Origin of the sequence: Segatella oris (assembly GCF_900637655.1) — a bacterium.
GTDB classification, from domain to species: domain Bacteria; phylum Bacteroidota; class Bacteroidia; order Bacteroidales; family Bacteroidaceae; genus Prevotella; species Prevotella oris.
This window is the reverse complement of record NZ_LR134384.1, coordinates 1,931,101-1,954,575: the sequence shown is the minus strand read 5'-3', so window position 1 is coordinate 1,954,575 and position 23,475 is coordinate 1,931,101. Positions and strand designations below refer to the sequence as shown.

General features: G+C 43.6%; 15 protein-coding genes. 6 read left to right on the top strand and 9 right to left on the bottom strand.

What is annotated here, in order from left to right; all coding sequences use genetic code 11:
* The first annotated feature begins 6 nt into the window (after nucleotides 1–6).
* The 4 genes from nqrF (at nucleotide 7) to EL210_RS08120 (ending at nucleotide 9,318) form a co-directional block, all read left to right on the top strand.
* Nucleotides 7–1,275 carry an NADH:ubiquinone reductase (Na(+)-transporting) subunit F gene (gene nqrF / locus EL210_RS08135; RefSeq protein WP_018920418.1) on the top strand — a complete coding sequence of 423 codons (1,269 nt, stop codon included), beginning with the start codon at nucleotides 7–9 and terminating at the stop codon, nucleotides 1,273–1,275.
* A 722-nt stretch (nucleotides 1,276–1,997) separates the two neighbouring features.
* The gene (locus tag EL210_RS08130; protein ID WP_026285949.1) at nucleotides 1,998–7,364 is read left to right on the top strand and encodes an alpha-2-macroglobulin family protein; all 5,367 of its coding nucleotides are present in this window, start codon (nucleotides 1,998–2,000) and stop codon (nucleotides 7,362–7,364) included.
* A complete protein-coding gene (locus tag EL210_RS08125) occupies nucleotides 7,354–8,415 on the top strand; it encodes a DUF1573 domain-containing protein (protein WP_018920415.1) in 1,062 nt (353 codons plus the stop codon). The genes EL210_RS08130 and EL210_RS08125 overlap by 11 nt, the downstream gene beginning before the upstream one ends.
* Nucleotides 8,416–9,318 (top strand): 4-hydroxy-3-methylbut-2-enyl diphosphate reductase, encoded by a 903-nt coding sequence (locus tag EL210_RS08120; RefSeq protein ID WP_018920414.1) that lies wholly within the window; start codon nucleotides 8,416–8,418, stop codon nucleotides 9,316–9,318. It begins immediately after the preceding gene.
* A gap of 220 nt (nucleotides 9,319–9,538) precedes the next feature.
* On the opposite strand, the gene EL210_RS08115 is transcribed toward EL210_RS08120, so the two are convergent.
* From EL210_RS08115 to EL210_RS08090, 6 genes are all read right to left on the bottom strand, one after another.
* Nucleotides 9,539–10,162 (bottom strand): hypothetical protein, encoded by a 624-nt coding sequence (locus tag EL210_RS08115; RefSeq protein ID WP_018920413.1) that lies wholly within the window; start codon nucleotides 10,160–10,162, stop codon nucleotides 9,539–9,541.
* A 182-nt stretch (nucleotides 10,163–10,344) separates the two neighbouring features.
* Nucleotides 10,345–11,160 (bottom strand): class I SAM-dependent methyltransferase, encoded by an 816-nt coding sequence (locus tag EL210_RS08110; RefSeq protein WP_018920412.1) that lies wholly within the window; start codon nucleotides 11,158–11,160, stop codon nucleotides 10,345–10,347.
* A 444-nt stretch (nucleotides 11,161–11,604) separates the two neighbouring features.
* Nucleotides 11,605–13,908 carry a bifunctional dihydroorotate dehydrogenase B NAD binding subunit/NADPH-dependent glutamate synthase gene (locus tag EL210_RS08105; protein ID WP_018920411.1) on the bottom strand — a complete coding sequence of 768 codons (2,304 nt, stop codon included), beginning with the start codon at nucleotides 13,906–13,908 and terminating at the stop codon, nucleotides 11,605–11,607.
* Between the two features lie 100 nt (nucleotides 13,909–14,008).
* Nucleotides 14,009–15,301, bottom strand: a complete 1,293-nt coding sequence (gene serS, locus EL210_RS08100; RefSeq protein ID WP_004374987.1) for a serine--tRNA ligase — start codon at nucleotides 15,299–15,301, stop codon at nucleotides 14,009–14,011.
* Between the two features lie 126 nt (nucleotides 15,302–15,427).
* A complete protein-coding gene (locus EL210_RS08095; RefSeq protein ID WP_018920410.1) occupies nucleotides 15,428–16,699 on the bottom strand; it encodes a M64 family metallopeptidase in 1,272 nt (423 codons plus the stop codon).
* The gene (locus EL210_RS08090; protein WP_018920409.1) at nucleotides 16,696–17,076 is read right to left on the bottom strand and encodes a 2-amino-4-hydroxy-6-hydroxymethyldihydropteridine diphosphokinase; all 381 of its coding nucleotides are present in this window, start codon (nucleotides 17,074–17,076) and stop codon (nucleotides 16,696–16,698) included. The genes EL210_RS08095 and EL210_RS08090 overlap by 4 nt, the downstream gene beginning before the upstream one ends.
* 78 nt (nucleotides 17,077–17,154) lie before the next feature.
* Here EL210_RS08090 and EL210_RS08085 point away from each other — a divergent pair, with 78 nt between their 5' ends.
* Nucleotides 17,155–18,078 carry a glucosaminidase domain-containing protein gene (locus EL210_RS08085; RefSeq protein ID WP_018920408.1) on the top strand — a complete coding sequence of 308 codons (924 nt, stop codon included), beginning with the start codon at nucleotides 17,155–17,157 and terminating at the stop codon, nucleotides 18,076–18,078.
* 7 nt (nucleotides 18,079–18,085) lie between these two features.
* Here EL210_RS08085 and EL210_RS08080 read toward each other — a convergent pair whose 3' ends face one another.
* The 3 genes from EL210_RS08080 to EL210_RS08070 all read right to left on the bottom strand — a co-directional run bounded on the left by EL210_RS08080 (nucleotide 18,086) and on the right by EL210_RS08070 (nucleotide 22,769).
* On the bottom strand, nucleotides 18,086–18,829 hold the full coding sequence (locus EL210_RS08080) for a TIGR02757 family protein (RefSeq protein ID WP_018920407.1): 744 nt from the start codon (nucleotides 18,827–18,829) through the stop codon (nucleotides 18,086–18,088).
* Between the two features lie 71 nt (nucleotides 18,830–18,900).
* Nucleotides 18,901–20,382, bottom strand: coding sequence for a tagaturonate reductase (locus EL210_RS08075; RefSeq protein ID WP_018920406.1), 1,482 nt, complete (start codon nucleotides 20,380–20,382; stop codon nucleotides 18,901–18,903).
* Between the two features lie 1,211 nt (nucleotides 20,383–21,593).
* Nucleotides 21,594–22,769: an alkaline phosphatase family protein gene (locus EL210_RS08070; RefSeq protein ID WP_018920405.1), complete on the bottom strand. Its 1,176-nt coding sequence runs from the start codon at nucleotides 22,767–22,769 to the stop codon at nucleotides 21,594–21,596.
* A 137-nt stretch (nucleotides 22,770–22,906) separates the two neighbouring features.
* Here EL210_RS08070 and EL210_RS08065 point away from each other — a divergent pair, with 137 nt between their 5' ends.
* Complete coding sequence (locus EL210_RS08065; RefSeq protein WP_018920404.1) at nucleotides 22,907–23,404, top strand: helix-turn-helix domain-containing protein; 498 nt, start codon at nucleotides 22,907–22,909, stop codon at nucleotides 23,402–23,404.
* Nucleotides 23,405–23,475 lie beyond the last annotated feature (71 nt).

Here is a 23,475-nt window from a genome sequence, read left to right as displayed (position 1 = left end):
AGGTATATGGAACAGTTCATTTTATCAAGCATAGGGGTATTCCTCATCATCATACTCCTTCTCGTCGTTATGCTGCTTGTAGCCAAGAAATATCTCAGCCCAAGCGGTAACGTAAAAATAGAAATCAATGGCGATAAAACGATAGAGGTGCCACAGGGCAGCAGCGTGATGGCGACCCTCAACGAGAATGGTATTTTCCTGCCTTCTGCCTGCGGTGGTAAGGCCAGCTGTGGGCAATGCAAGTTGCAGGTGCTTGAAGGTGGTGGTGAAATCCTCGATTCTGAAAAGCCTCACTTCACGCGTAAGCAGATAAAGGATCACTGGCGATTGGGTTGTCAGTGCAAAGTGAAAGGCGACTTGAAAGTCAAAGTTCCCGAGAGTGTCATGGGCGTAAAAGAGTGGGAGTGTACTGTCATTTCCAATCAGAATGTAAGTTCTTTCATCAAGGAATTCAAGGTGTCATTGCCCCCCGGAGAGCATATGGACTTCATCCCCGGCTCGTATGCACAGATTAAAATCCCTGCATATGACTGCATCGACTATGATAAAGATTTCGATAAGGCACTCATTGGCGAGGAATATATAGGTGCATGGAAGAAGTTTAATATCTTCTCTCTCAAAGCACGTAACCCCGAACCTACCGTTCGCGCTTATTCCATGGCCAACTATCCTGCCGAGGGCGACATCATTACGCTTACCGTCCGTATTGCTACAACGCCTTTCCTTCCACGTCCGCAAATAGGTTTCCAAAACGTGCCTACAGGTATCGGATCCTCTTATATCTTCTCTCTCAAGCCTGGAGATAAGGTGATGATGAGTGGGCCTTATGGCGACTTCCACCCGAATTTCACTTCCGGTAAGGAGATGATTTGGATTGGTGGTGGAGCGGGTATGGCACCGTTGCGTGCACAAATCATGCACATGACAAAGACGTTGCATACAACCGACCGCGAAATGCACTTCTTCTATGGTGCACGAGCCTTGGGTGAGGCTTTCTTCCTTGAGGACTTCTGGGAGCTTGAAAAGGAATATCCAAACTTCCATTTCCACCTTTCGCTCGACCGTGCAGACCCGAAAGCCGATGCAGCAGGTGTGAAGTATTATACAGGTTTTGCAGTTAACTGTATCCGTGATACCTACTTGAAAGATCATGAGGCACCTGAAGATTGCGAGTATTATCTCTGTGGTCCTCCAATGCTTATCAAGACAGTGACCGATTATCTGGACAGTCTTGGCGTTGATCAAGATGCAATCATGTATGATAACTTCGGTTAGTCAGTCGGAAAGTTATATCAGGAAGAGGCATGCCGGAAGTCATTCGGCATGCCTTTTTCGATTTTATGCGTTCAATCAAGCCATTTGTATTCACCAATATCTCCTTTTCGTTCTGTCTTTTGAGAAAGCTCTTCCTCTCCGTTGCTTTATCAATAAAGATGTTCAGAAAATACTTCTTAAATTTCTTTACAATTGCCCTCGCTATACTCGCGTATTTGAAAAGAGACTTTTCCTCGCCCTAAATAAGGTTTGTTTTTCGATGAATTGCAATGTTTTGACAGTCAGATAGTTATGAAATTCGGGGCAAACGACAATGCTACATCACGCTAAAAAGCATTGCAATTTGCATCAAATTACCTTGCAATTTGCCTCATTTCGTTGTGTATTCTGACTCAAGTTGTTGTCTGATCTGCCTCAAATCACAGCTTATTATGAATGGAGTTGCATGCAAAAGAAATAAAAACGAGACAGTTGAAGTTCTGAAATGACTTTGCTCATGCGTTGAGAATGGTTTTTTATTTCTATTTGGTGTGGCCAAAAGATGTTAAATTTCTGCTGATAATCTTTACAAAACAGAGGGATTTCTTTATTGCTTCCAAAGGGTAATCATTGATAAAAAATGACGGGAAATCGGTATTACTGTAAAAAAATCATTATCTTTGCAAAGCGTGTATGGATATTCTTGATAGGTCTTGCAGACAAAAAACATAAAAGCAAATCGTATGAAAAAGGTGATGTTTTCTCTTGCCCTGCTGTTGATGATGCCTTTCGCTATCATGGCAGACAGCTATAATTCGTTGTGGAAACAATACGAACAGGTGCAGAAAAAGAACCAACCGCGTTCGGCTATCGGCATCCTCAATCAGATCAGTGCTAAGGCACGGGCAGACAAAGCCTATGGTCAGCTCATCAAGGCCGAGCTTGAGCAAGTGGTCAACTGGCAAGACCTGTCAGGCGACTCCCTGCAACCACAGTTACAACGGTTGAGCCTTTCTGCCATGAAAGCCGAGAAAGACGACCGTGCTGCAGCAGCAATCTACTACAGTGTGCTGGGGAGAATCTATCAAAAGGAGTTCAGATATGTAGCCGACTCCATGGAGGTGAGCAAGAAGTTCATGCGCCGTTCCATGCAGAACCCTGCACTCTTGGCTGCTGTAAAGGCCGAGAACTATGCACCATTGATGATAGAAGGTATCGACAGTCATATTTTCTACAACGATCTTTTGCATGTCCTTGGCTTTGCTGCCGGTGACTATAAGACGCTTCTTCAATGGTATGAGGCTCACAACAACCGCAGTGCAGCCTGCTATTGTGCCTTTAAGTTAGTTGAGGAGCAGCACTGCAACGATAAATACGAACTGAAGAAATCAAAATATCTGCAATGCCTTGACTCGCTCATCACACGCTATCAGGATTTGCCTATTGCTGGCGAATTGGCCATTGCCCGTTATAATTTCATGGATCAGGCCAATGATGTGACGGCTGCTGAAAAGATGAACTATCTCAACTATGCACTCTCCAAATGGGGCACCTGGCCTCGTATGAACATACTTCGCAATGCACAGAGTCGCCTCACGCTTCCGAGTTTCATCGTTGATTGTGGCCCGACAGTACAGTTACCCAATAGGCAAATCAGAGTAAAGATACGTCAGCTGACAAATATTCAGAACCTCACGATGACTGTTATACGGTTGAATACGCAGGAATATCTGATGCTCAACCCAAACGAAAAGCAGGAATATGTCAAGCTTGAAAAGCTGTTGCTGCTGCCTACGGCTACTTCGGTGACCCATCGTTACGTGGGACTTCCGGCCTATAAGGTGAGCTGTGACTCTATGACGATTGCTCCATTGCAGAAAGGCGTCTATCTTGTTGAATTCACAACAGATAACAAAGACATCAAACCCGAGCGCACATTGCTCCACATTTCAGATATGTATGTGCTGCAAACCGGCCTTCCCGGAGGGATTACGAAACTCGTTGCTATGAGTGCCACCACAGGAAAGCCCATTGCAGATGCCAAAATCAATGTCTTTACGCGTAACTATAACGAGAACGAAATCAAATTACGGGCTACGCTTGATGTGGATAAACACGGAGAAACTGTCTATCAGCCGCATAGCAATGCATCCGTGGTTCTCTATCAGGCTTTCACTCCTGACGATAAATTCTGCCTGCGGCATGCTGATAATTCCTACTATTCAGCGGGTGAAGACTATGCTAAGGACGATGAAGATGATTTCATAGAGAATGATATCCAGCTTTTCACTGACCGTCGTCTCTACCGTCCCGGACAACAAGTCCACGTGAGCTTGATTGACTTTAAGAAGAATAACCAGACGAAAAAGGCTTCTGTCAATGTAGCAGACAGCATCACATTGAAACTCTATGATACTGAAGATAACGAGATAGCAACGAAGAAAGTGCTCACCGATGCCTATGGAACGGCCAATGCAACGTTTGACCTTCCGAAATCGGGAAAGACAGGTTCGTTTTCGATTGAAGCCAACGAAGATTACCAAACAGATTTTCATGTTGAGGAATACAAGCGTCCTACGTTTACCGTTGACTTCACTCCTTATGCAAAGGCTTATCAGAATGGTGACACAATCCATGTGGAGGGCACGGCCAAAAGCTATGCCGGGGTTCCTGTGCAGGGTGCCCAGGTGGTCTATACTGTGACCCGTCGGCCGAATTGGTATTGGTGGAGAGGTGACAATGAATATCAGAAGACACTCAAGACAGACACCATTAAGACAGACGAGGAGGGGCATTTTCATGTGCCGGTAGTACTCACTATGCCCGAAGCTAAGAACAACATGTCGCGTTATTATATCGTTGAAGTGAGTGCAACGGTCACCGATGGTGCCGGCGAAAGCCATGAGGGGAGCCTCAATCTCCCGCTCAGTAACCGTTCTACTTATTTCTATTGTCGGTTGCCCGAACGCATAGAGCGCGACAGTATGCTGCATTTCACCTTTGATTATAAGAACCTTTCCGGTCAGAATATAGCTGCAAAGATAGACTATAAGGTAGACAATACGGTATATCAGGCCAATGCTAACGAGTCTGTTACGTTTGATCTTGGGAAGCTGAAGAGTGGTCGTCACACTTTGGAAGCTATCTGTGGCGAGGATACGCTGCACTGTTCGTTTACGGTATTCTCGTTGAAAGACAAGAAGCCTGCTGACGAAGCAGAGGATTGGTTCTATGCGAGCAGTGACCATTTCAGAGAAGATGGCAAGCCTGTCTATGTGCAGATAGGTTCGAGCAGGCATGATGTCATGGTGTACTATAGCATGCTTTCGGGCAGCAAGGTGCTTGAAAGTGGCACTTTTACGCTGAATGATGAACTGCGCACACGTGCCTTGAAATATAAGGAAGAATATCATGACGGCATCACATTGGCTTATGCTTGGGTGAAAGATGGTGTGCTCCATAGCCATGATATAACTGTTCGTCGTCCCGAACCGAAATTGGAACTTCACACGAAATGGATTACTTTCCGCGACAAACTCATGCCGGGACAACAGGAAACATGGACGCTTCAGATTACAGATAAAATGGGCAAGCCCGCTCGTGCACAACTCATGGCAACGATGTATGACATGAGCCTTGACGATATTTATGCACACAATTGGGACTTAGATGTACGTTTCAATTGGTATTTACCTTATATGCAATGGCGTGGAAACAGTTTTGCGGCGATGAGTCTCTATGGTGAAATGCCACTGAAACAACTCTATGTGCGTTCTTTCGACTTTACACATTATGTGCTCAACGGTTATATTCGTCCCACGGTTTATGTGCGTGGATCACGTGCCGTGCAAAAGTCTTCCATGACAGGCAGCATGGTTCTTGCCAAGGAAGAAGTGGCTAATGCGCTTTGTGGAAGTCTAAGTGCAGTTCTTAACGAGGTTGTCACTACAGGATATAGTGTTCCGAAGAAACACAGGGAAACGCAACAATCTGTACAGAAGCAGACATCTCTGCGCAAGAATTTCAATGAAACGGCATTTTTCTTCCCTGCACTGCAGACCGATAATAAGGGGAATGTGAGTCTGAAGTTCACGCTTCCGGAGAGTGTAACAACATGGCGTCTGCTGGGATTGGCACACGATAAAGAAATGAATAACGCTGAGCTTGAAGCTACAGCTGTGGCAAAGAAGAGTGTAATGATTATGCCCAACATGCCTCGTTTCGTCAGAATGGGCGACCAGGCAATGCTTTCTAATCGTGTTGTTAACACCACGGGCAAAGTGCAAAGTGGACAGGTAGAGATGCTGATACTTGATCCAAAGACAGGAAAGCAACTTTTCTCTGAGGCAAAGAAACTGACGTTGGCCCCCAATGCCACGGCATCAGTTGCCTTTACTTTTGAGCCTTTGCAGCTTCGTACCATGGGCTGCGATCTTGATGCTGTGGTTTGTCGCATGGTGGTTAATGGTCAGTCTTTCAGTGATGGCGAACAACATCTGTTGCCCATTCTTTCTGATAAGGAGCACGTGGTAACCACTTTGGCATTCAGTCAGAACGAACCGGGCACGAAGACCATTGATGTTGATAAGCTATTCCCTGTCAAGGAAGAGAAGAATAAACTGAAAATAAGTTATACGAACAATCCTGCATGGATGATGATAGAGGCTCTTCCAACAGTTGCCCATGCATCGACAAAGGATGCCATCAGCCTTGCAGCCAAGTATTATGCCAACAGTTTGTCGGCTCACTTGATGCAGTTGGCAGGGCAACAAGACTCTGTAGCCGTGATGAACAGCTATAAGGAAGAGGCTCTTTTCGCACTGCGTCAGTTGCAGCTTGCCGATGGTTCGTTTTCTTGGTGGCCAGGAATGCGAGGTTCGTTGTATATCACCGTGGGCGTAGCTGAAACGCTGCAACGTCTCAATATGATGATAGGAGAGCAGCAGGCGACAAAGAAATTGTTAGACAACAGTATGAAGTTCATGGCCGGAGAAATAAGGAAACATGTTGTTGAACTCAAGAAAATGGAGACCAAAGGCTATAGAAACCTGCTGCCGTCTGAGACCGACATGCAATATCTTTATATATGTGCTCTGAGAAAAGAGAATCTCAATAATGCCGACAACAGATATCTATTAGGGCTTGTTGAGAAGCATCATACGCTGTTCAGCATCTATGGAAAGGCTATGATGAGTGTCATTCTGAGTCGTAGCGGAAATATGAAATTAGCCAAGGAACACCTTGAAAGCCTTAAACAATACACCGTCTACTCTGACGAAATGGGGCGTTATTTTGATACACAGCGTGCACATTATTCATGGTTTGACTATCGCATACCGACAGAGGTGGCTGTCATAGAGGCACTGAAAACCGTTACTCCCGATGACAAACAAACTATCAGCGAGATGCAACGCTGGTTGTTGCAGAGCAAACGCACACAAAGTTGGGACACTCCGATTAATTGTGTGAATGCTGTTTATGCCTTCATGCAAGGTGAAACAAAGGAAAGTCTCACGAACTATGGTGCCAATACGGTGCTGAAACTCAATGGCGAAAAACTTAACACAACAGAGGCTACAGCCGGACGTGCCCTTGTGGAGGCAGAAAAGAGTGGTAAGAAGTTTGGTGTGTTGACTGCGGAGAAGACTTCGACCAACATCAGTTGGGGAGCCGTTTATGCTGAATATGACCAGAATATCAAGGACATTGACAGTCAGTCTACACAACTTAGCGTAGTCCGTCAGCTTGTTGATGCCAATGGAAAGGTTGTCAATGCTCGTAAATTCAAAGTGGGTGACAAGGTTAAAGTGCGTATCACGCTTAAAGCCGACCGCGATTATGACTTTGTTGAAGTCACTGATAAACGCCCTGCTTGTCTTGAACCCGTCAATCAAGTTAGTGGTTATGGCTGGGAATATTACTATGCTCCCGGCGACCGCACGACGAGTTACTACTTCGATTGCCTTTCAAAAGGAACTCATACGATTGAAACAGAATATTATATTGACCGCGAAGGCTCATATATGAGTGGCACTTGCACTGCACGCTGCACATATAGTCCTGAGTTTGGCGGACGTGACAAAGCGATTAAATTGAATAATGAAAAATAAGATTTTAATAGGCTGCATGCTGTTCAGTGCAACGCTTTCTGCACATGCCCAGCGTATCAATGCCAACCAGAAAGTTATTAATGTGGGGCAAGTGCTCTTCAAACAGCCTGTCAAGGCAGAGTTCAAACTGAAGAATAAAGGCTTTAAGACCTTGCGAATTCAAGATGTAAAGACAAGTTGTGGGTGTACGACGGCTTCTTTTCCGGAGACAGTCGGGGTAGGTAAGGACTTCACGGTGAGTGCTGTTTATGATGCCCAGACACTCGGACATTTCCATAAGCAGGTAGCCATATACAGTAATGTGGGCAAAGAACCGCTTGTGCTGACGATGCAAGGTGTAGTGGTCAGCGAGATTAAGGATTTCATGGGGACGTATGATTTTACGCTCGGTGACCTGAAAGTAGATGTAAACGATATTGAGTTTGACGATGTGAACCGTGGTGACCGACCGTTGAAGAAGATACATATCTTCAACAATTCCAATCAAGTGGCACAGCCTGTATTCATGCATTTGCCGAGTTATCTGACCGCAGAGATGTCGCCTTCGCGTATTGCTCCGCATCATTCGGGGACGGCTGTGCTTCATCTTGACTCACGAAATCTACGTGATTTCGGACTGACTCAAACCAATATCTACCTTGGTTTTGCACCGGGGGATAAGGTTTCTGAACAGAAACAACTTCAGGTTTCAACCATTTTGCTTCCTGCTTTCCGGCGTATGACAGAACAAGAGCTGGCACTTGCCCCCAAGCTGAGACTCTCTGCAGACAGTCTCGATTTGGGAAGTTTCAATGGGCGAAAGCGAATTAAAGGAGAGATAGAACTTACTAACACGGGGCGCTCACCTTTGGAAGTGCGCAATTTGCAGATGTTCTCCAATGGTTTGGAAATTTCGTTGAACAAGACGAAGATAGAACCAGGCGGGCAGGCTAAACTCAAGGTGACAGCCATTGCCGACCAAATTAAGGAGCCCAAGCGTACTCTTCGAATACTCATGATTACCAATGATCCCGATAGGGGCAAGGTGGTTATTAAAATTAATGTAAGGTAAATGCTACAGATAGAAATTGACAATGGCAGTGGTTTCTGTTTTGGCGTGACCACAGCCATCAAGAAAGCCGAGGAAGAATTGGCCAAAGGGGGTACACTCTACTGTCTTGGAGACATTGTACACAACAGCATGGAGGTGGAAAGACTCCACGAAAACGGACTCGTTACCATTAATCATGACCAATTGCGCGAGCTTCATGACGTGAAAGTGTTGTTGCGTGCACATGGTGAACCGCCTGAAACTTACGAACTGGCGCGTAGGAATAACATTGAGATTATCGATGCCACATGCCCTGTGGTATTACAGCTTCAGAAACGTATCAAGAAGCAATACGAAGAAGGAACTGATATTCCAGAACATAAAGAAGATGCAGACAGGCAGATTGTGATCTTCGGAAAGAATGGTCATGCCGAGGTTCTTGGCCTTGTCGGGCAGACACATAGCAGAGCCATTGTGATAGAAAAGTTTGATGATGTGAAGAAACTCGACTTCAATCGCAGCATCTATCTCTACTCACAGACGACGAAGAGCCTTGACGAATTTCATCATATCATTGACTATATACAGTCGCATATCTCGCCCGAAGCCGAGTTCAAGAGCTTTGATACCATCTGCCGGCAGGTGGCTAATCGTATGCCTAATATAGCGAATTTCGCCAGTAAGCACGATGTTGTGGTGTTTGTGGCAGGAAGGAAAAGTTCAAATGGCAAGGTGCTTTTTAAAGAATGTCAGAGTGTCAATGCCAACAGTCATCAGGTAGAAAGTGCTGATGAAATTGATATGCAATGGTTCAATGGCGCAAAGACCGTCGGTATCTGCGGTGCAACGAGCACACCTAAATGGCTCATGGAAGAATGCAGGGATTATATCAGAAGGTGGAATGGCGAAGAGTCGAATTCATAAGTCATGCCTCTATTTTGTGTATTTGCATTGGTTAGATGAGTTCTTCTTTTTAGAATTCTATGAAGTATTGCTTGAAAATACTTATAGAAAGTATCTTTAGAGAGGTTTGTTAAGTCTCTTTAATAATAGAGTTGGCCCATCAATATTGTAGAGGTAGGTGGAGCCAACTCTTATGAAGTAATAGGTAGAACGTTTTTTCTGCCTATCAATAGGGAAGGGATTATTTGACAATCTTCTTGCCATTGATGATGTATAAGCCTTTTTTCGGCTGGTGTACACGTCGGCCAGAAAGATCATAGACTATACTATTGGTAAGCTTCTTGGCACGGAGGCTCTTGATATTTGTTGTCGTATTCTTGCCTTTGAATTCCTGTTTGTATATCTTTGCCTTATCGGAGAAGATTTCAAAGGTTAGTTCAATCCTACCATCTTCGTATACAAAACTGTAGTTATCGTCTATAAATCCCCCAAGCGTTACCTGCTTTTTGGCTTTTGTCTCAAGCTTTTCACCAGAGAGAGGGGACTCGGTAAAAATATTCCAACGCTTTTTCCCTTCTTCATAGTAGCATCCTAATCCATGGAATGGAATTTCTTTGAATTCATCATCTCCTAATTTAAAGTCTTTCAGTACTAACTTCGTGTCATTTCCAGTCTTGATAATTTCTACATCAAAGACTTTCTCTGCTTCTTGCTTTTTAGTTTCTCCTTCGTTGATAATTAGTGTAGTGGTAGCTTTTCCTTTATAAACACCAAGTAGCTTTTCCGGAACATCTTGTGCCATCATCAGGCCTGTCTGGATGAGCAGAATGGCAGAAAGGATTGATTTTTTGAAAATTTGTGTCATGTTTTTGAATTATATTGTTTACAGTCTGCAAAGGTAGTAAAAAGAATATATTCCCACAATACCATGTTGTACAAAACATTTTGTAATCAATAAAGAAATATACAAATACTACTAAGAGACTGTCAATGGATATGTGATATCATTGACAAAAGAAAGACAATAGTATAGAGTTTATATTAAACTCATGTCTTAATGACCAGTTTTATCACACGCTGGTTGTAATGGCGGAAGAAATAAGGAATTTTATAGAGCATTCTGAAAATGAAAGGAAAACGCCCATGATCGTATTTGCTCATGTAGAATTCTTTTTCGAGCTTTATCTTTGGATTCCATGCTTCCATATCCCTTGTGTTTAGCAGTGACCATTTGAATTCTATGTCTTTATCTACTTTCCGTAGAGAATCATGCTGTCTGGAATGGCCAACCAAAGCGAAAGCTAACATGTCGAACACTATGGTAGCATTGTCGAAGCGGGTGCAAAGTTCACGAAAAAAGGCCTTTATCTTTTCTGGTTCAAAGTACATCAATACACCTTCAATGATGATGAGGATTGGTTTTTCATGGGATTTCACGATTTCTGTCCAACCATAATCAAACATGGAAGATGTTATATAGGTGTTTCGTTCACTTTCAGACAACAACTGGCGACGTAGTCTGATAGCATCCTCAATATCCAAGTCGTACCAGTGTGTTACTGACGGACGATGAAGTCGTTCATACCGTGCATCTATACCGGCTCCCAGTTGGATAACTACTGCGTCTGGATGATTATAGAGGAAATCTCGGATTTCTGCATCAATTAGGCTCGCCCTGACACAGCATCCTGCCTGTGAGAATTTTGCCTTGTTGAACTTGGAAAAATCATATTCTATTTTCTCCATAATTTCTACTGCCTTTTCATCATGCAGCAGAGCATCCGCACGTTTGGTTTCTTCAGCCTTTGCCCATAGCGTTATCAGCATGGTCTCAGATACATTTGTAAGTTTACTTTTAACCATATATTCTATTTTATTGTTGTCAATGTGGAAAGTGGGAATTATTCATCTATATCTTTAAGCGAAAAGAAATACACAGTATCATAGAGTGTACAAAAGAATGAATATCTTTCTATTGAGCAAAGGTATGGAAGACAGTCAGGATATACAATCCCTAAAAATAGTGATTTTTTTTACATAGGAAGTTTTGTGTGTTAAGGCAATAGGAGAAGTCTTCTTTTCATAGCTCCTGCTTGCCTTGCAACTTTCTTTTGTTTATAATCTCTTACTTGTTCAAATATAAAAAGAAGTTATACGATATGGTTGTTTGTCTGCCCCTTGGTATTTTAGAGAGGTTTTATCAATAGAGCGACTTGAAAAGTTATATTTTCCTTGAGTTTTATTTTGTTTTATTCTTTTGGAAAAGACTGCTTTTCAAGTCTTTTTGGCCTTTATGGTATTCTTATTTTAGCTCTTTGTCAGTTGTTTGGCCATGTTTTCAGCTGCACGTCGGCCATCACCCATGGCTAAAATAACCGTGGCTCCACCACGAACAATGTCACCACCCGCATAGATTTCGGGCAGGTTAGACTGCATCTGTTCGTTGACAGCAATCGTATTCTTACGACCGAGCGCCAGCCCTTCCATACTTTGCGGTACTAAAGGATTAGGCGAAACGCCCACTGCTACTATCACTTGGTCACATGCTATCGTGATTGTTTGCCCTGTTGTTTCTGGCCTTCTGCGTCCACTTTGATCGGGTTCTCCGAGTTGCATGACATCAAGAATGGCTGCTTTTACGGCTCCATTGTCATCTGTCAGATATTCTTTCGGATTGTGAAGTGTAAGGAATTGAATGCCTTCCTCCTTGGCATGTTTCACCTCTTCAATGCGGGCTGGCATCTCAGCTTCACTGCGCCGGTAGACCAAAGTGACATCAGCGCCTAATCGTTTAGCTGTACGGCAGGAGTCCATGGCTGTATTTCCGCCACCCACAACGAGGACTTTCTTGCCTAAGTTGATAGGAGTGTCGGTATGAGGATTGGCTGCATCCATGAGGTTTACACGAGTCAGATATTCATTGCTCGACATGATATTCAGCGCGTTCTCGCCAGGAATGTCCATGAAATTAGGCAATCCAGCCCCTGAACCAACAAAGATTCCTTGGAAACCTTTGGCTTTCAGTTCGGCTATACTGATAGTTTTACCTATGATAATATCTGTTTGGAAGTGTACACCCATCTTGCGAAGATTGTCAATCTCTGCCTCTACGATGCGGTTGGGCAGACGGAATTCGGGGATGCCATATTTCAATACGCCGCCAATCTCGTGCAGAGCCTCGAACACATAAACGTCAAAACCATTCTTTGCCATGTCACCGGCAAAGCTAAGTCCTGATGGGCCCGAGCCAACTACAGCCACTTTGATGCCGTTTGAGGCTACCATTTCCGGCAAAACAGTTTGTCCACTCTCGCGTTCGTAGTCTGCGGCAAAGCGTTCCAAATATCCAATGGCAACAGGTTGGCTATTCATTTTGTGGTGTATGCATCGACTTTCACACTGCTTTTCCTGTGGACATACTCGACCACAAACAGCTGGAAGGGCAGAAGTTTGCTTGAGAATGCGGGCTGCCTCAATAAATTCGCCCTTTTCAATCTGCTTGATAAAGCCTGGTATGTTTATGTTTACGGGGCAGCCTTCCACACAGCTTGGGTGCTTACAGTCGAGACATCGTTGGGCTTCGCGCATAGCCATTTCTGCAGTCAAACCTTGATTGACCTCTTCTAATCGTGTTGTTGCACGATAAGCTGGGTCGAGTTCGGGCATACGGACACGTGGAATTTTCACCCGGTCCTTAGCTTTGAGAGGTTCCTGCTGGGGCAGAGGAGTGTGCTTGGGGAGAGGGATAGGAGATGCTGATTGGGTAGAAGGCTCTATCTCAGGTAGGCAGAGATGTTCTTGATAATGCTCCATTTCTTCCTTTTCCACGGCTTTGAAAGTGCCCATGCGCTTGAACATCTCATCCCAGTCGACCAATGCACCGTCAAATTCAGGCCCATCTATACAGACAAATTTTGTCTTTCCTCCAATTGTCAGACGGCAAGCGCCACACATACCTGTACCGTCAACCATGATGGTATTCAGTGAAACATCGGTTGGGATATTGTATTTCTGAGTGAGAAGACAGCAGAACTTCATCATGATGGGTGGACCGATGGCAAATGCTTTATCAATATGTTCCTGTTGTATCAGTTTCTCGATACCCACAGTAACAACACCTTTCTCACCATAACTTCCATCATCGGTCATGATTATCGTTTGGTCACTTGAAGCCCTTACTTCGTCTTCGAGTATAATCAAGTCTTTATTACGACCTGCCAAAACAGATAGAACACGGTTGCCTGCCTCCTTCAATGCACGGATAATAGGAAGCATGGGGGCCACGCCAACACCACCTCCTGCACAGATGACTGTACCGAAATTCTCAATATGTGTGGGATTTCCTAATGGTCCTACCACATCGGCCACATCATCACCTTCATTGAGGTTGCAAAGTTTGGTAGATGAAAGTCCAACTTTCTGTACAACAAGTTTGATAGTTCCCCGCACTTTATCAGCGTCAGCAATGGTTAAAGGCATACGCTCACTGTTCTTGTCTACTCTGACAATAACAAAGTTTCCTGCGCGTCGGCTCTGGGCTATCAGTGGTGCTTCAATGTCGAAACAGAACACCTTCTCGGAAAACTGTCTTTTTGAAATGATTTTGTTCATGGAAGATTAGATAATGTTTTTGTGTGTAATAGTTCGCCTGAAAGGTAGAAAATCAGTATTGAAAAGCTGTTACACTCAACAATACTGATTTCCTTATGTATTAATCGTTCTTGTCATCAAGATATTCGAAACCACAATAAGGTACGAGCACTCTGGGCACACGAATACCTTGTGGGGTCTGGTTGTTCTCCAGAATTGTAGCAACAATACGTGGTAAAGCAAGAGCCGAACCATTCAGTGTGTGACAGAGTTCAATCTTCTTGTCCTCTGCATGACGATAGCGACAATGCAGGCGGTTAGCCTGATAGCTCTCAAAGTTTGAAACCGATGAAACCTCCAACCAGCGGTGCTGGGCTGCTGAATAGGTTTCAAAATCTACGCAGATGCTTGATGTGAAACTCATATCACCGCCACAAAGTAGAAGCAAGTGGTAAGGTAATTCAAGTTTTTTCAGCAAACCTTCCACATGATCGAGCATCTCCTGCCATGACTGATAAGAATGTTCGGGAGTATCGATACGAACAATCTCAACCTTGTCAAACTGATGTAGACGGTTCAGTCCACGCACATCTTTACCATAGCTTCCTGCTTCACGACGGAAACAAGCAGAGTAGGCACAATGCTTGATAGGCAGATCTTTCTCGTCAAGAATCTCGTCTCTGAAGATATTGGTCACGGGGACTTCAGCTGTAGGGATCAAGAAAAGGTTGTCGAGATTGGCATGATACATCTGACCTTCCTTGTCAGGAAGCTGACCTGTGCCCAAGCCCGAAGCTTCATTGACAACATAAGGAGGTTGGATTTCTACATAGCCTGATTTGCGTGCTTCATCAAGGAAGAAAGCTTCGAGTGCACGCTGGAAACGTGCCATTTTGCCGATATATACTGGGAAACCTGCCCCCGTAATCTTCACCCCGAGGTCGAAGTTTACGAGATTATATTTCTTCAACAAGTCCCAATGGCAGAGGGCATCATCGCCCAATTGAGGCATGTTAGTGATATCTTCTTTGATAACAACATTGCTACTTGCATCTTTGCCTTCCGGAACTCTGTCGTTTGGAATGTTTGGAATGTCAAGGAGTGTCTGCGTCATATCCCCCTGTGCCTTGTCCATGATTTCTTGGAGTGCCTTGTCGGTAGCTTTCAATTCAGCAACAGTGTTCTTGATTTTTTCGGCTTCTTCTTTCTTGCCTTCTTTCATCAAACCACCAATCTGCTTAGCCAGTTGATTTTGTTGTTGTTTATTGGAGTCAAGCTTCTGCTGAGCCTCACGACGGATTTTGTCGTATTCTAAAACTTTTTCTACAGCCTCACGAGCACCTTCAAAGTGCTTTTTCTCCAGGCCTTTAATCACACGTTCAGTTTCCTCACTGATGAGTTTAAGTGTAAGCATAGCTTATCTTTTAATTTATTGTATTCTATTATTTGCGCAAAGTTACTAATTTTTTTCGTTGCGACAAAGAATTAGACTTTGAACATTGGTGTTCTAATGATGATATTGCCTATATGTTTAAGTTTTCTATTTTGTATAGAATTCAATCAGACGGGTAATAGCTCTTTGGCATGCAGGACAGAATTCTGGGTTTTCATTTGTGCGCATTCGGCAATCCATCGTTGGACGGTAGACGCCTTTAAGGGCATAGCCAGCACCCTCATAAACGCCAACATGATGTCGGTTGGCTGCTGTAGGTGGAGTCGGTATTGGTGTTTTCTTTTGGATGAGGTCTTCCCATTTGCCATGGAAGTCGACCAGGGTCGTAATGTTTGGTTCCCATGGTTCAATATCGTGTGGATACATGGGAATTTGTTCATATTCATAGCCATATTCATCAGCAAGGCCTGCAAAGCTATGTCCAAACTCATGAACCACGACAGGGCGTGTCAGTCGATGGTGAGCCATGGAAAGATTGTAGGAATTCAGAATACCACCTCCTCCATAATGGTCTGTGTTTACAAGAACGATAATATGCTCGTAGGGAATACCTGAGAGCCAATCATGTAAATCCTTGATATTGAGCGTAGTTAGATATCGGTCACTATAGAATGTATCGAAGTGGCTGCTTAATGCTGTGTTTTTCCAGATACCTTTAGAGGGTTCGCTGGTTCCACTGTCTTTTGAAGGAGCTTCAACGGCTACAACAGAAAAGCGGTCTTTCATGCTTTTGAAAGGTTCATGGGCAAATAATGCTTCCATGGCATTGTTTACATCGCTGATAAATGTCGGCATCTCTGCGGGCTGATATCCTTCTGCAATATAGGCAATGTGAATACAGTTGCTTGTATCTTTTGGAGCGAGCATCTGTATAAATGGCGTGCGTTTGTTGTACCCAATCTTTCGGATAAGAATGTCAGAGGGAACCACCTGGTGGGTAAAGCTTGTCGTAACCTCTCGTCTGTTGTTGCGTAAATCGATAGTGATGTCTACGGTATCTTTGGGCATAGGTACGAGAAAAACGTTTTCAAAACTTCTTGAAGTAGTTTTTGCTTCGTCATAAGAGAGCCATTCCTGGAAGAGCGTTGAAAATGAATTTCTATAAATCACGTTACCCGTATGGTGGTGGCGCACTGTGATTTGCCCATTTCCCTCTACTGGAATTTCTGCCAGTCTTTTGTGCTTTCCATACCATCGCGGCGAACGATTGAGCTTATCTAATGAGATTTCCTGATGCTTGGCGTTGCCCGAGAAAATGTAATCAATGCGGAGCGTTGCATTTGTAAAGTAATCATCGAAGTGTTGTGCTTCGGCATAAAGACTCGTGAAGAGTGCTAAAATCAAAAAGAGTTTTTTCATTTTAGTTTCATTTCTTTAAGGAGTTGCTGGATATAGGGACGATTCCAATCGTTTTCATGAAGCTTCTGGCTTCCATATTTAAGGATGTCGATGTCCATGGCGACAATCTTTTCCTTACGCTGAGACTGCGTGTCACCGCATAGAAGTTCGATGTGTTTGATATCATGGAGTGTTTCTTTGAGACTCTCTTTCGTAGAGCAAATGGCAAGTGTGTTGAGAAATTGGGGAGAAGTCATGCCTATGGGATTTGTCCACAGTCGTTTGGAAAAAGTGATGTCTGGGAACAACTGTTTCAATATCACTTCTGCATGGGATATGTTTTGCAGAGGATTATGATTAGACCCCAAAGCCATGATTATCTGTTTATCGTAAGACATGTTGCAAAAATACTAATAATTAATAAAAGCCACTATTTTTCTTTGTGGTTTTTTCTTATATTTCGTAAATTTGTTGCCATGATGAAAAAAATGTCGATATTCTTGTTTCTTTGTCTGTTTGCGGCATCGAATATGACTGCACAGATGCGTTGGAATTCTGTATATCAGGGATACATAGACCAGTACAAGAACCTTGCCATCGAAGAAATGCTTCGCTATAACATTCCTGCAAGTATCACTTTGGCTCAGGGAGTCTTTGAAAGTGGGGCTGGCAGAAGTGAGCTTACCGTCAAGGGAAACAATCATTTTGGAATAAAGTGTCATGATTGGCTTGGAAACACTATTTATCATGATGATGATGAACGTAATGAATGCTTTAGGGCATACGATAATGCGATGCAAAGTTATGAGGATCACAGTAACTTTCTTCGGAATAACGTAAGATACCGTAGTTTGTTCTCGCTTCGGCGTACAGATTACCGTGGGTGGGCTCGTGGCTTGAAAGCCTGTGGATATGCCACCAACCCTCTGTATGCGGATAAATTGATAGAACTCATTGAACTTTATAAACTCTATGAACTCGACCGGGCCACTGGGTATGACAAGTTCATGGCAAAGCGTGGCGGTTATGATAAGCCTGTTTCAAAGGGTATGCCCCTGCATCCCATTAAGATTTATAATCAGAATTATTATATCATTGCACGTGCCGGTGATACTTTCAAGGGTATTGGAAAGGAGATTGATATTTCTTATCGTCGAATTGCCAGATATAATGAGCGTAATAAGGATGATATGCTTCAGCCGGGTGAGGTTATCTATCTGAAAAAGAAACAGAAGAGGGCAGACAAGGCTTATAAGGGGCGTCCACATATTGTGAGGCCCAATGAAAGCATGTATAGTATTGCGCAGATGTATGGAATCAGATTGAAGAGCCTCTACAAGATGAATCATCTTTCGCCTGACTATCAGATAAGAGTTGGTGACGTGTTGAGAGTTTATTAAGGCGCGGTCAGTAGTTTACGCCATAGCCGAAAAGTGCGAAGTCACCTTTCAGAGGGTCTTCGGGAAATATGTCAAGCATGATGGCAGTAAGTTTGTTGGCTGCTTTCATGCTTGTGCTTTTTGATGTGATAAGTCCTAATCGGTTGGCCTCTTGAATGACATGGGTGTCAAGTGGCATGATGAGCGTTCGCTTATCAATAATTTCACTCCACAGACCGAGGTCGACAGGGGAGTCGTTGCGTACCATCCAACGCAGAAACATGCAGAGTCTTTTGCAACTTGACAGTGTGTTGCGCGGTACGATGTGTGAATGTTCTCCTGTGTTGAAGAATGTGCAGAGCGCCTCTATCAGCGTGATAGCCTGATGATTGCAGGTGTGAAGTCTTGCAAAGTTTTCCATGGAGCCATAGGCCACGAGCAGATTTTTCAGGTTGTCGAGGAACAGATGAACTGTGTGGTTGGTGTATAGTCTGTAGAACGTTTGTTGATTGTCGGGAATATTTTCTTTGAATGCGTCTGAAAGAAGCCAGCTGCTTAGTTTTCCTTCAGAACTATCGAGAATGTATTGAATCTTGGGAAAGAATAATTCCCGTCGGCCATAGCTTAGGCAGGAGGCTATAAATGCTATGATTTCCTTGTCGTGATTGTCTGCCGGTATGTGCATGAAAAAAGAGGGATCGTCAAAGAGGAACGTCTCTGTTTCATATTGCAGTGCCGCCTTCTCAAGTGTTTTTTTTATTTTTCTGTCCATGTTTTTCAGAAACCCCTTTATTATCCGTTGTCATAGGGATAATAAAGGGTATAGTGACAATTCAAAGTGTGTCAGATAATTTCCTTGACCGCCTCGAGCATACCTTTGGCTTGGATGAGGTCGAGATGTTTCTTGAGCATTTCTGTAAGTCCAGGTACGGTCTTGTTGAGGTTTTCATGCCATACCTCTTTGAGTGCAAGGACGCCTTCTGCCACCTTTCGTGTGTCTGCCGTGTTCCAGAGTTCTGTCAGTTTATCCATGATTTTAGGGTCATCGTTTGGAACAATGGCTGTTCCATCTTCACGGTTGCCACCTTTATAATAAGTGATAATGGCTGCCAAGCCAAATACAAGTCCTTGAGGAAGGGTGCCTTTCCTTTCCAGATATATTTTCAGTCCGGGTAGGTCGCGTGTTTCATATTTTGGGAAAGAGTTGAGCATGATAGAAGTGACCTGATGATCGACAAAGGGATTTTCAAAGCGCTCGAGCACATCAGAGGCAAACTGTTGGAGTTCGTCTTGGGGCAAGTCCAATGTCTGCATGAGTTCTTCAAACTGAACTTTATGAATATACTTGCCTATCACTGGGTGCTCGCATGCATCACGGACAATGTCTACACCACTCAGGTAGGCTACAGGAGAAAGCACTGTGTGGGGACCGTTGAGCAGTGTCACCTTGCGCGCATGATAGGGTTTCTCGTTGTCGGTGATAAGCACGTGCAGGCCTGCCTTGTGCGCGGGAAACTCTTCCTGCAGCTGCTCTACGGTCATGTTTTCAGCTTTTTCGATAACCCACAGGTGGAAAGTCTCGGCCTTGACCACAAGATTGTCCTTATAGCAGATTTGCTGTTGGATTTCGCTGATGTTTTCACGAGGGAAGCCTGGAACAATTCTGTCGACAAGCGTTGCACAGACGAAGCAATTGTCGGTAAACCAATCCTTGAAGCCTTTATAGTCACTTCCGAGGTCGTCTTTCCACAGTTCTATGTATTGATAGATACACTCTTTCAGCCGATGCCCATTGAGGAAAATCAGTTCACACGGCATGATAATCATTCCCTTGTTGGGGGCTCCATGGAAATATTGGTAACGGTGGAACAGGAGTTGAACCAGCTTGCCGGGATAGCTGGATGCAGGCTTGTCTGCAAACTTGCAGGTTTCATCAAAGGCAATACCAGCTTCGGTGGTGTTGGAAATAATAAATCGCATTTCGGGTTGCTCTGCCAGAGCCATGAAAGCCTGGTGTTGTGTGTAGGGGTTGAGGGCGCGGCTAATGGCATCAATGCGTGTCAGCGTGTTGACAGACTGACCATTTTCTTTGCCTTGCAGATTCAGATGATAGAGGCAATCCTGTCCGTTGAGCCAGTCAATCATGCCGTGTTCGATAGGTTGAACGACAACGACAGAAGCGTTGAAGTCTGTCTTCTGATTCATGTTGAAGACAATCCAGTCAACAAAGGCACGGAGAAAATTACCTTCTCCAAACTGGATGATTCTCTCAGGCATAGTGCTTTTGGGGGCTGTACGCTTGTTCAAGGATTTTAATTCATTCATGATTAGTTTTTTTGTTATTCGTTTATTAGATGAATATGTTTCTAATCACAAAGGTAATCAAATTTGTTGATAACTTGCATGCTGTCTGCACAGAAAAGCAACGTAAAGGTTTACGCTCATTCTCCTATTCGCCGCTCTTGCTTTTTTTATCCGCTTCTGCCTGCGTCTGGTGTCAATGTGCATCATGTATGTTTTGGGGTTAATGTTACATGTAATATGTAATATTGTAATTTTTTCAAAGCTTTGTTCAAAGGCTTGGTGTAGCATGTTGCCTGCCGGGTGTACGCTTCGCAGCGGTCTGTGGTTGCAGATGATAGGGTGTGTGGGCGTCAGTCTCTCTCAGAACGTAATCACTACGCTTGTCAGAAATCCCTCTCTCTCAGGGATAGTTTTGTGGTTGCCGGGGCTGTTGTTTGTCTTTCAGGATGTGTGGTGCACTGTTGTCTGTCTTTTGCAAAGATAATACATGACAGGCCGAAAGCCATGGAAAAGCGCGATTGCGGCACGTTAATGGATGTTAAACCCTCAAAAGAGGCGATTTGCCGTGTCAAACAGTCTGTCTGCAAGGCCGTTTCAAAGTGCTTGTCGGTTTCTAAAGCCATGTTAGATATCCTCTGCTGTATTCCAAAATATTACATATTACATATTACATGTAACGTTTAGGTCGATTCACTGCTTTGAGAATTGGGGGGAGAGAGATAGTTTATTATAATATATAATATTATTATATATTATAATAATATAATAATGATAATAATTATTATATATAATCCACTATAAAACTATCAATCTGTAAGCATTCATTCTCTCTCTTATGTATCATGCGCAATTATGCATTGTGAATTAGCATATGGTGCTAAACGTTACATGTAATATGTAATATGTAATATTTTAGATTTATGATGGTTCTCTTTTCCTGATTTCTCATTGAATATTTCTCATTTTGTGTCCCCAAAAAAAATTACATATTACATGTTACATGTAACATTTTGCGTGTTACATTAAGTCTGAGCGTATCTGGATATGTGCCGAAACCACATGCAATCTTAGTCTTCAGAAAATTTATCTTTTTTTGACTGCCACACATCCCCGATTATTTGGTTTTTCAGATTTTTTTTATTATCTTTGTCATTGGATGTGAATGGAGATGTGTGGCTGTCTGTCGCTGTAATTGTAGGGCTGTGGTCGGTGTGAAAGCAATGCGGTTTTGTTTAGTTCAGCAGGGGGCTCACTTCCTGGAAGTTTCCGTCGTTGGGCGCGGGAGTTATCCCGATGAGGTGGCACAGAAGGGCGTAGACATTGACATTTTGGAAGTGTGGGTAAGTGATATGTCGGAAACTCGGGCCCATGGCTCTGAAAATGGCTTGCATGTCGCTATAGGTAGGGTCGTAGCCGTGCATGCCGCCTGTTTTGACCTTGTCGTCGGTTACCAGCCACCCCTCTTGCGGGTCTACAACGATATCGCCGATGTTCACGTGTGTTCCATAATGCAGGTAAGCCGGAATGTCTTTCTTGCGCCATACCCGCTGATGCGGCAGGTCTTTCAAGGCATTGTAAACCGAGTCTACATAGCCTTTCTTGCAATAGATTTGTGCGGGCAGGTTGCCTTCAACGCGTTCATACCATTTCGGGTTAAGATATTTTTTGCATTCTATTTTTCGCTCGGGGCTCACCAATGTCATGCCGTGGTCGGAGACAACAATGAGGTTGACACTGTCTTTGCGCGGTCCTTGCTGGATGTTTTCCCATAAGTCCTGTAAGTGAGCATCCATGTTTCTGAGTGCATCCTTGGTGTGTGGGCTCTGTGGGCCGAAGTCGTGGCCTTGGTGGTCAGGCTCCTCGAAATAAATCATGATGAGGTCGGGGGCGCTTTTTGCGTTGATGGCTTGTGAAGCTAATGTGATGCGTTCGCTCACGGTGAGATGATGCTGATTGTAGTTGAACCACACATCGGGATAGAGGTTCTTCACTTTGACATCACTTCCGGGCCAATGATAGGTGAAAACGCGTTTGCCTTGTTTTTTGGCAGTAACCCATATCGGTTCTCCTCCGTAGAATCTGCTGTCAGTTTTAGTCTTGGGGTTGCCGAGAGAAAATATCTGTCCGTCCTTTCTGTTGACAAATGAGTTTGCTATAATGCCATGGTGGTCGGGATAAAGTCCTGTTGCAAGTGTATAATGATTAGGGAAAGTTTTGGAGGGATAGGAGGGAATCAGTCCCGATTTGACACCATTCTCAGCCATATAGTTTAAGAAAGGCGTCTCATACCATTCGGGATAGTCCCAACGGCAACCATCAAGAGAAACGATAATGGTATAAAAATCTTTACGTGCCAAGCATGGAGTTGTAAAGAAAAAGATGAGCAGGATGGTAAGTATTTTCTTCATGTCTTTTGTTATTTAAGTGATTTGATATCACAAAGATAGCCTTTTTTATAAAATAAATGTCGAAAGACTTGATAAATTAATTTATTATATTTAAATTTGCAACGGAAAGGAGGAAAATAATTAATTTTTTTAGTATTATGGCAAAGTATAACATTACGGAGAAGCGGGAAAAGGAGGCGGTATACCGTACTCTTGTCAGGCCCGGTCTGATGGATGAATTGAAAGAAAAAATCCTTGATATTATTCTTATTCAGAAGAAATATAAGGATAAGGATTACTCTGCCAAGAAGCTCGCTGACGAGTTAGGTACAAACACGCGTTATATTTCAGCTGTTGTAAACGTAAAGTTTCACATGAACTATACTTCTTTCGTTAATAAATATCGAATAGAAGAAGCGATGACACTTCTGGCTGACAAACGCTACAAGGAACTGAACATGGAAGATATTTCCGACATGGTAGGTTTCTCTAATCGTCAGTCTTTTTATGCTTCATTTTTCAAACTGAATGGTTGTACGCCACGCGACTACAAGCTTCGTCATTTCCAGCAGAACGCTGTACAGACAGAGGTGCCGAAGAAACGGGGAAGAAAGCCTGGTTCGAAAAATGTTACAAAGGCATTGAGTGTAGAATGAATTTCTCTGATATGATGAAGTCCACAGGAAGATGAATGTGTCTTTCTGTGGGCTTTATTGTTGAATTAAAT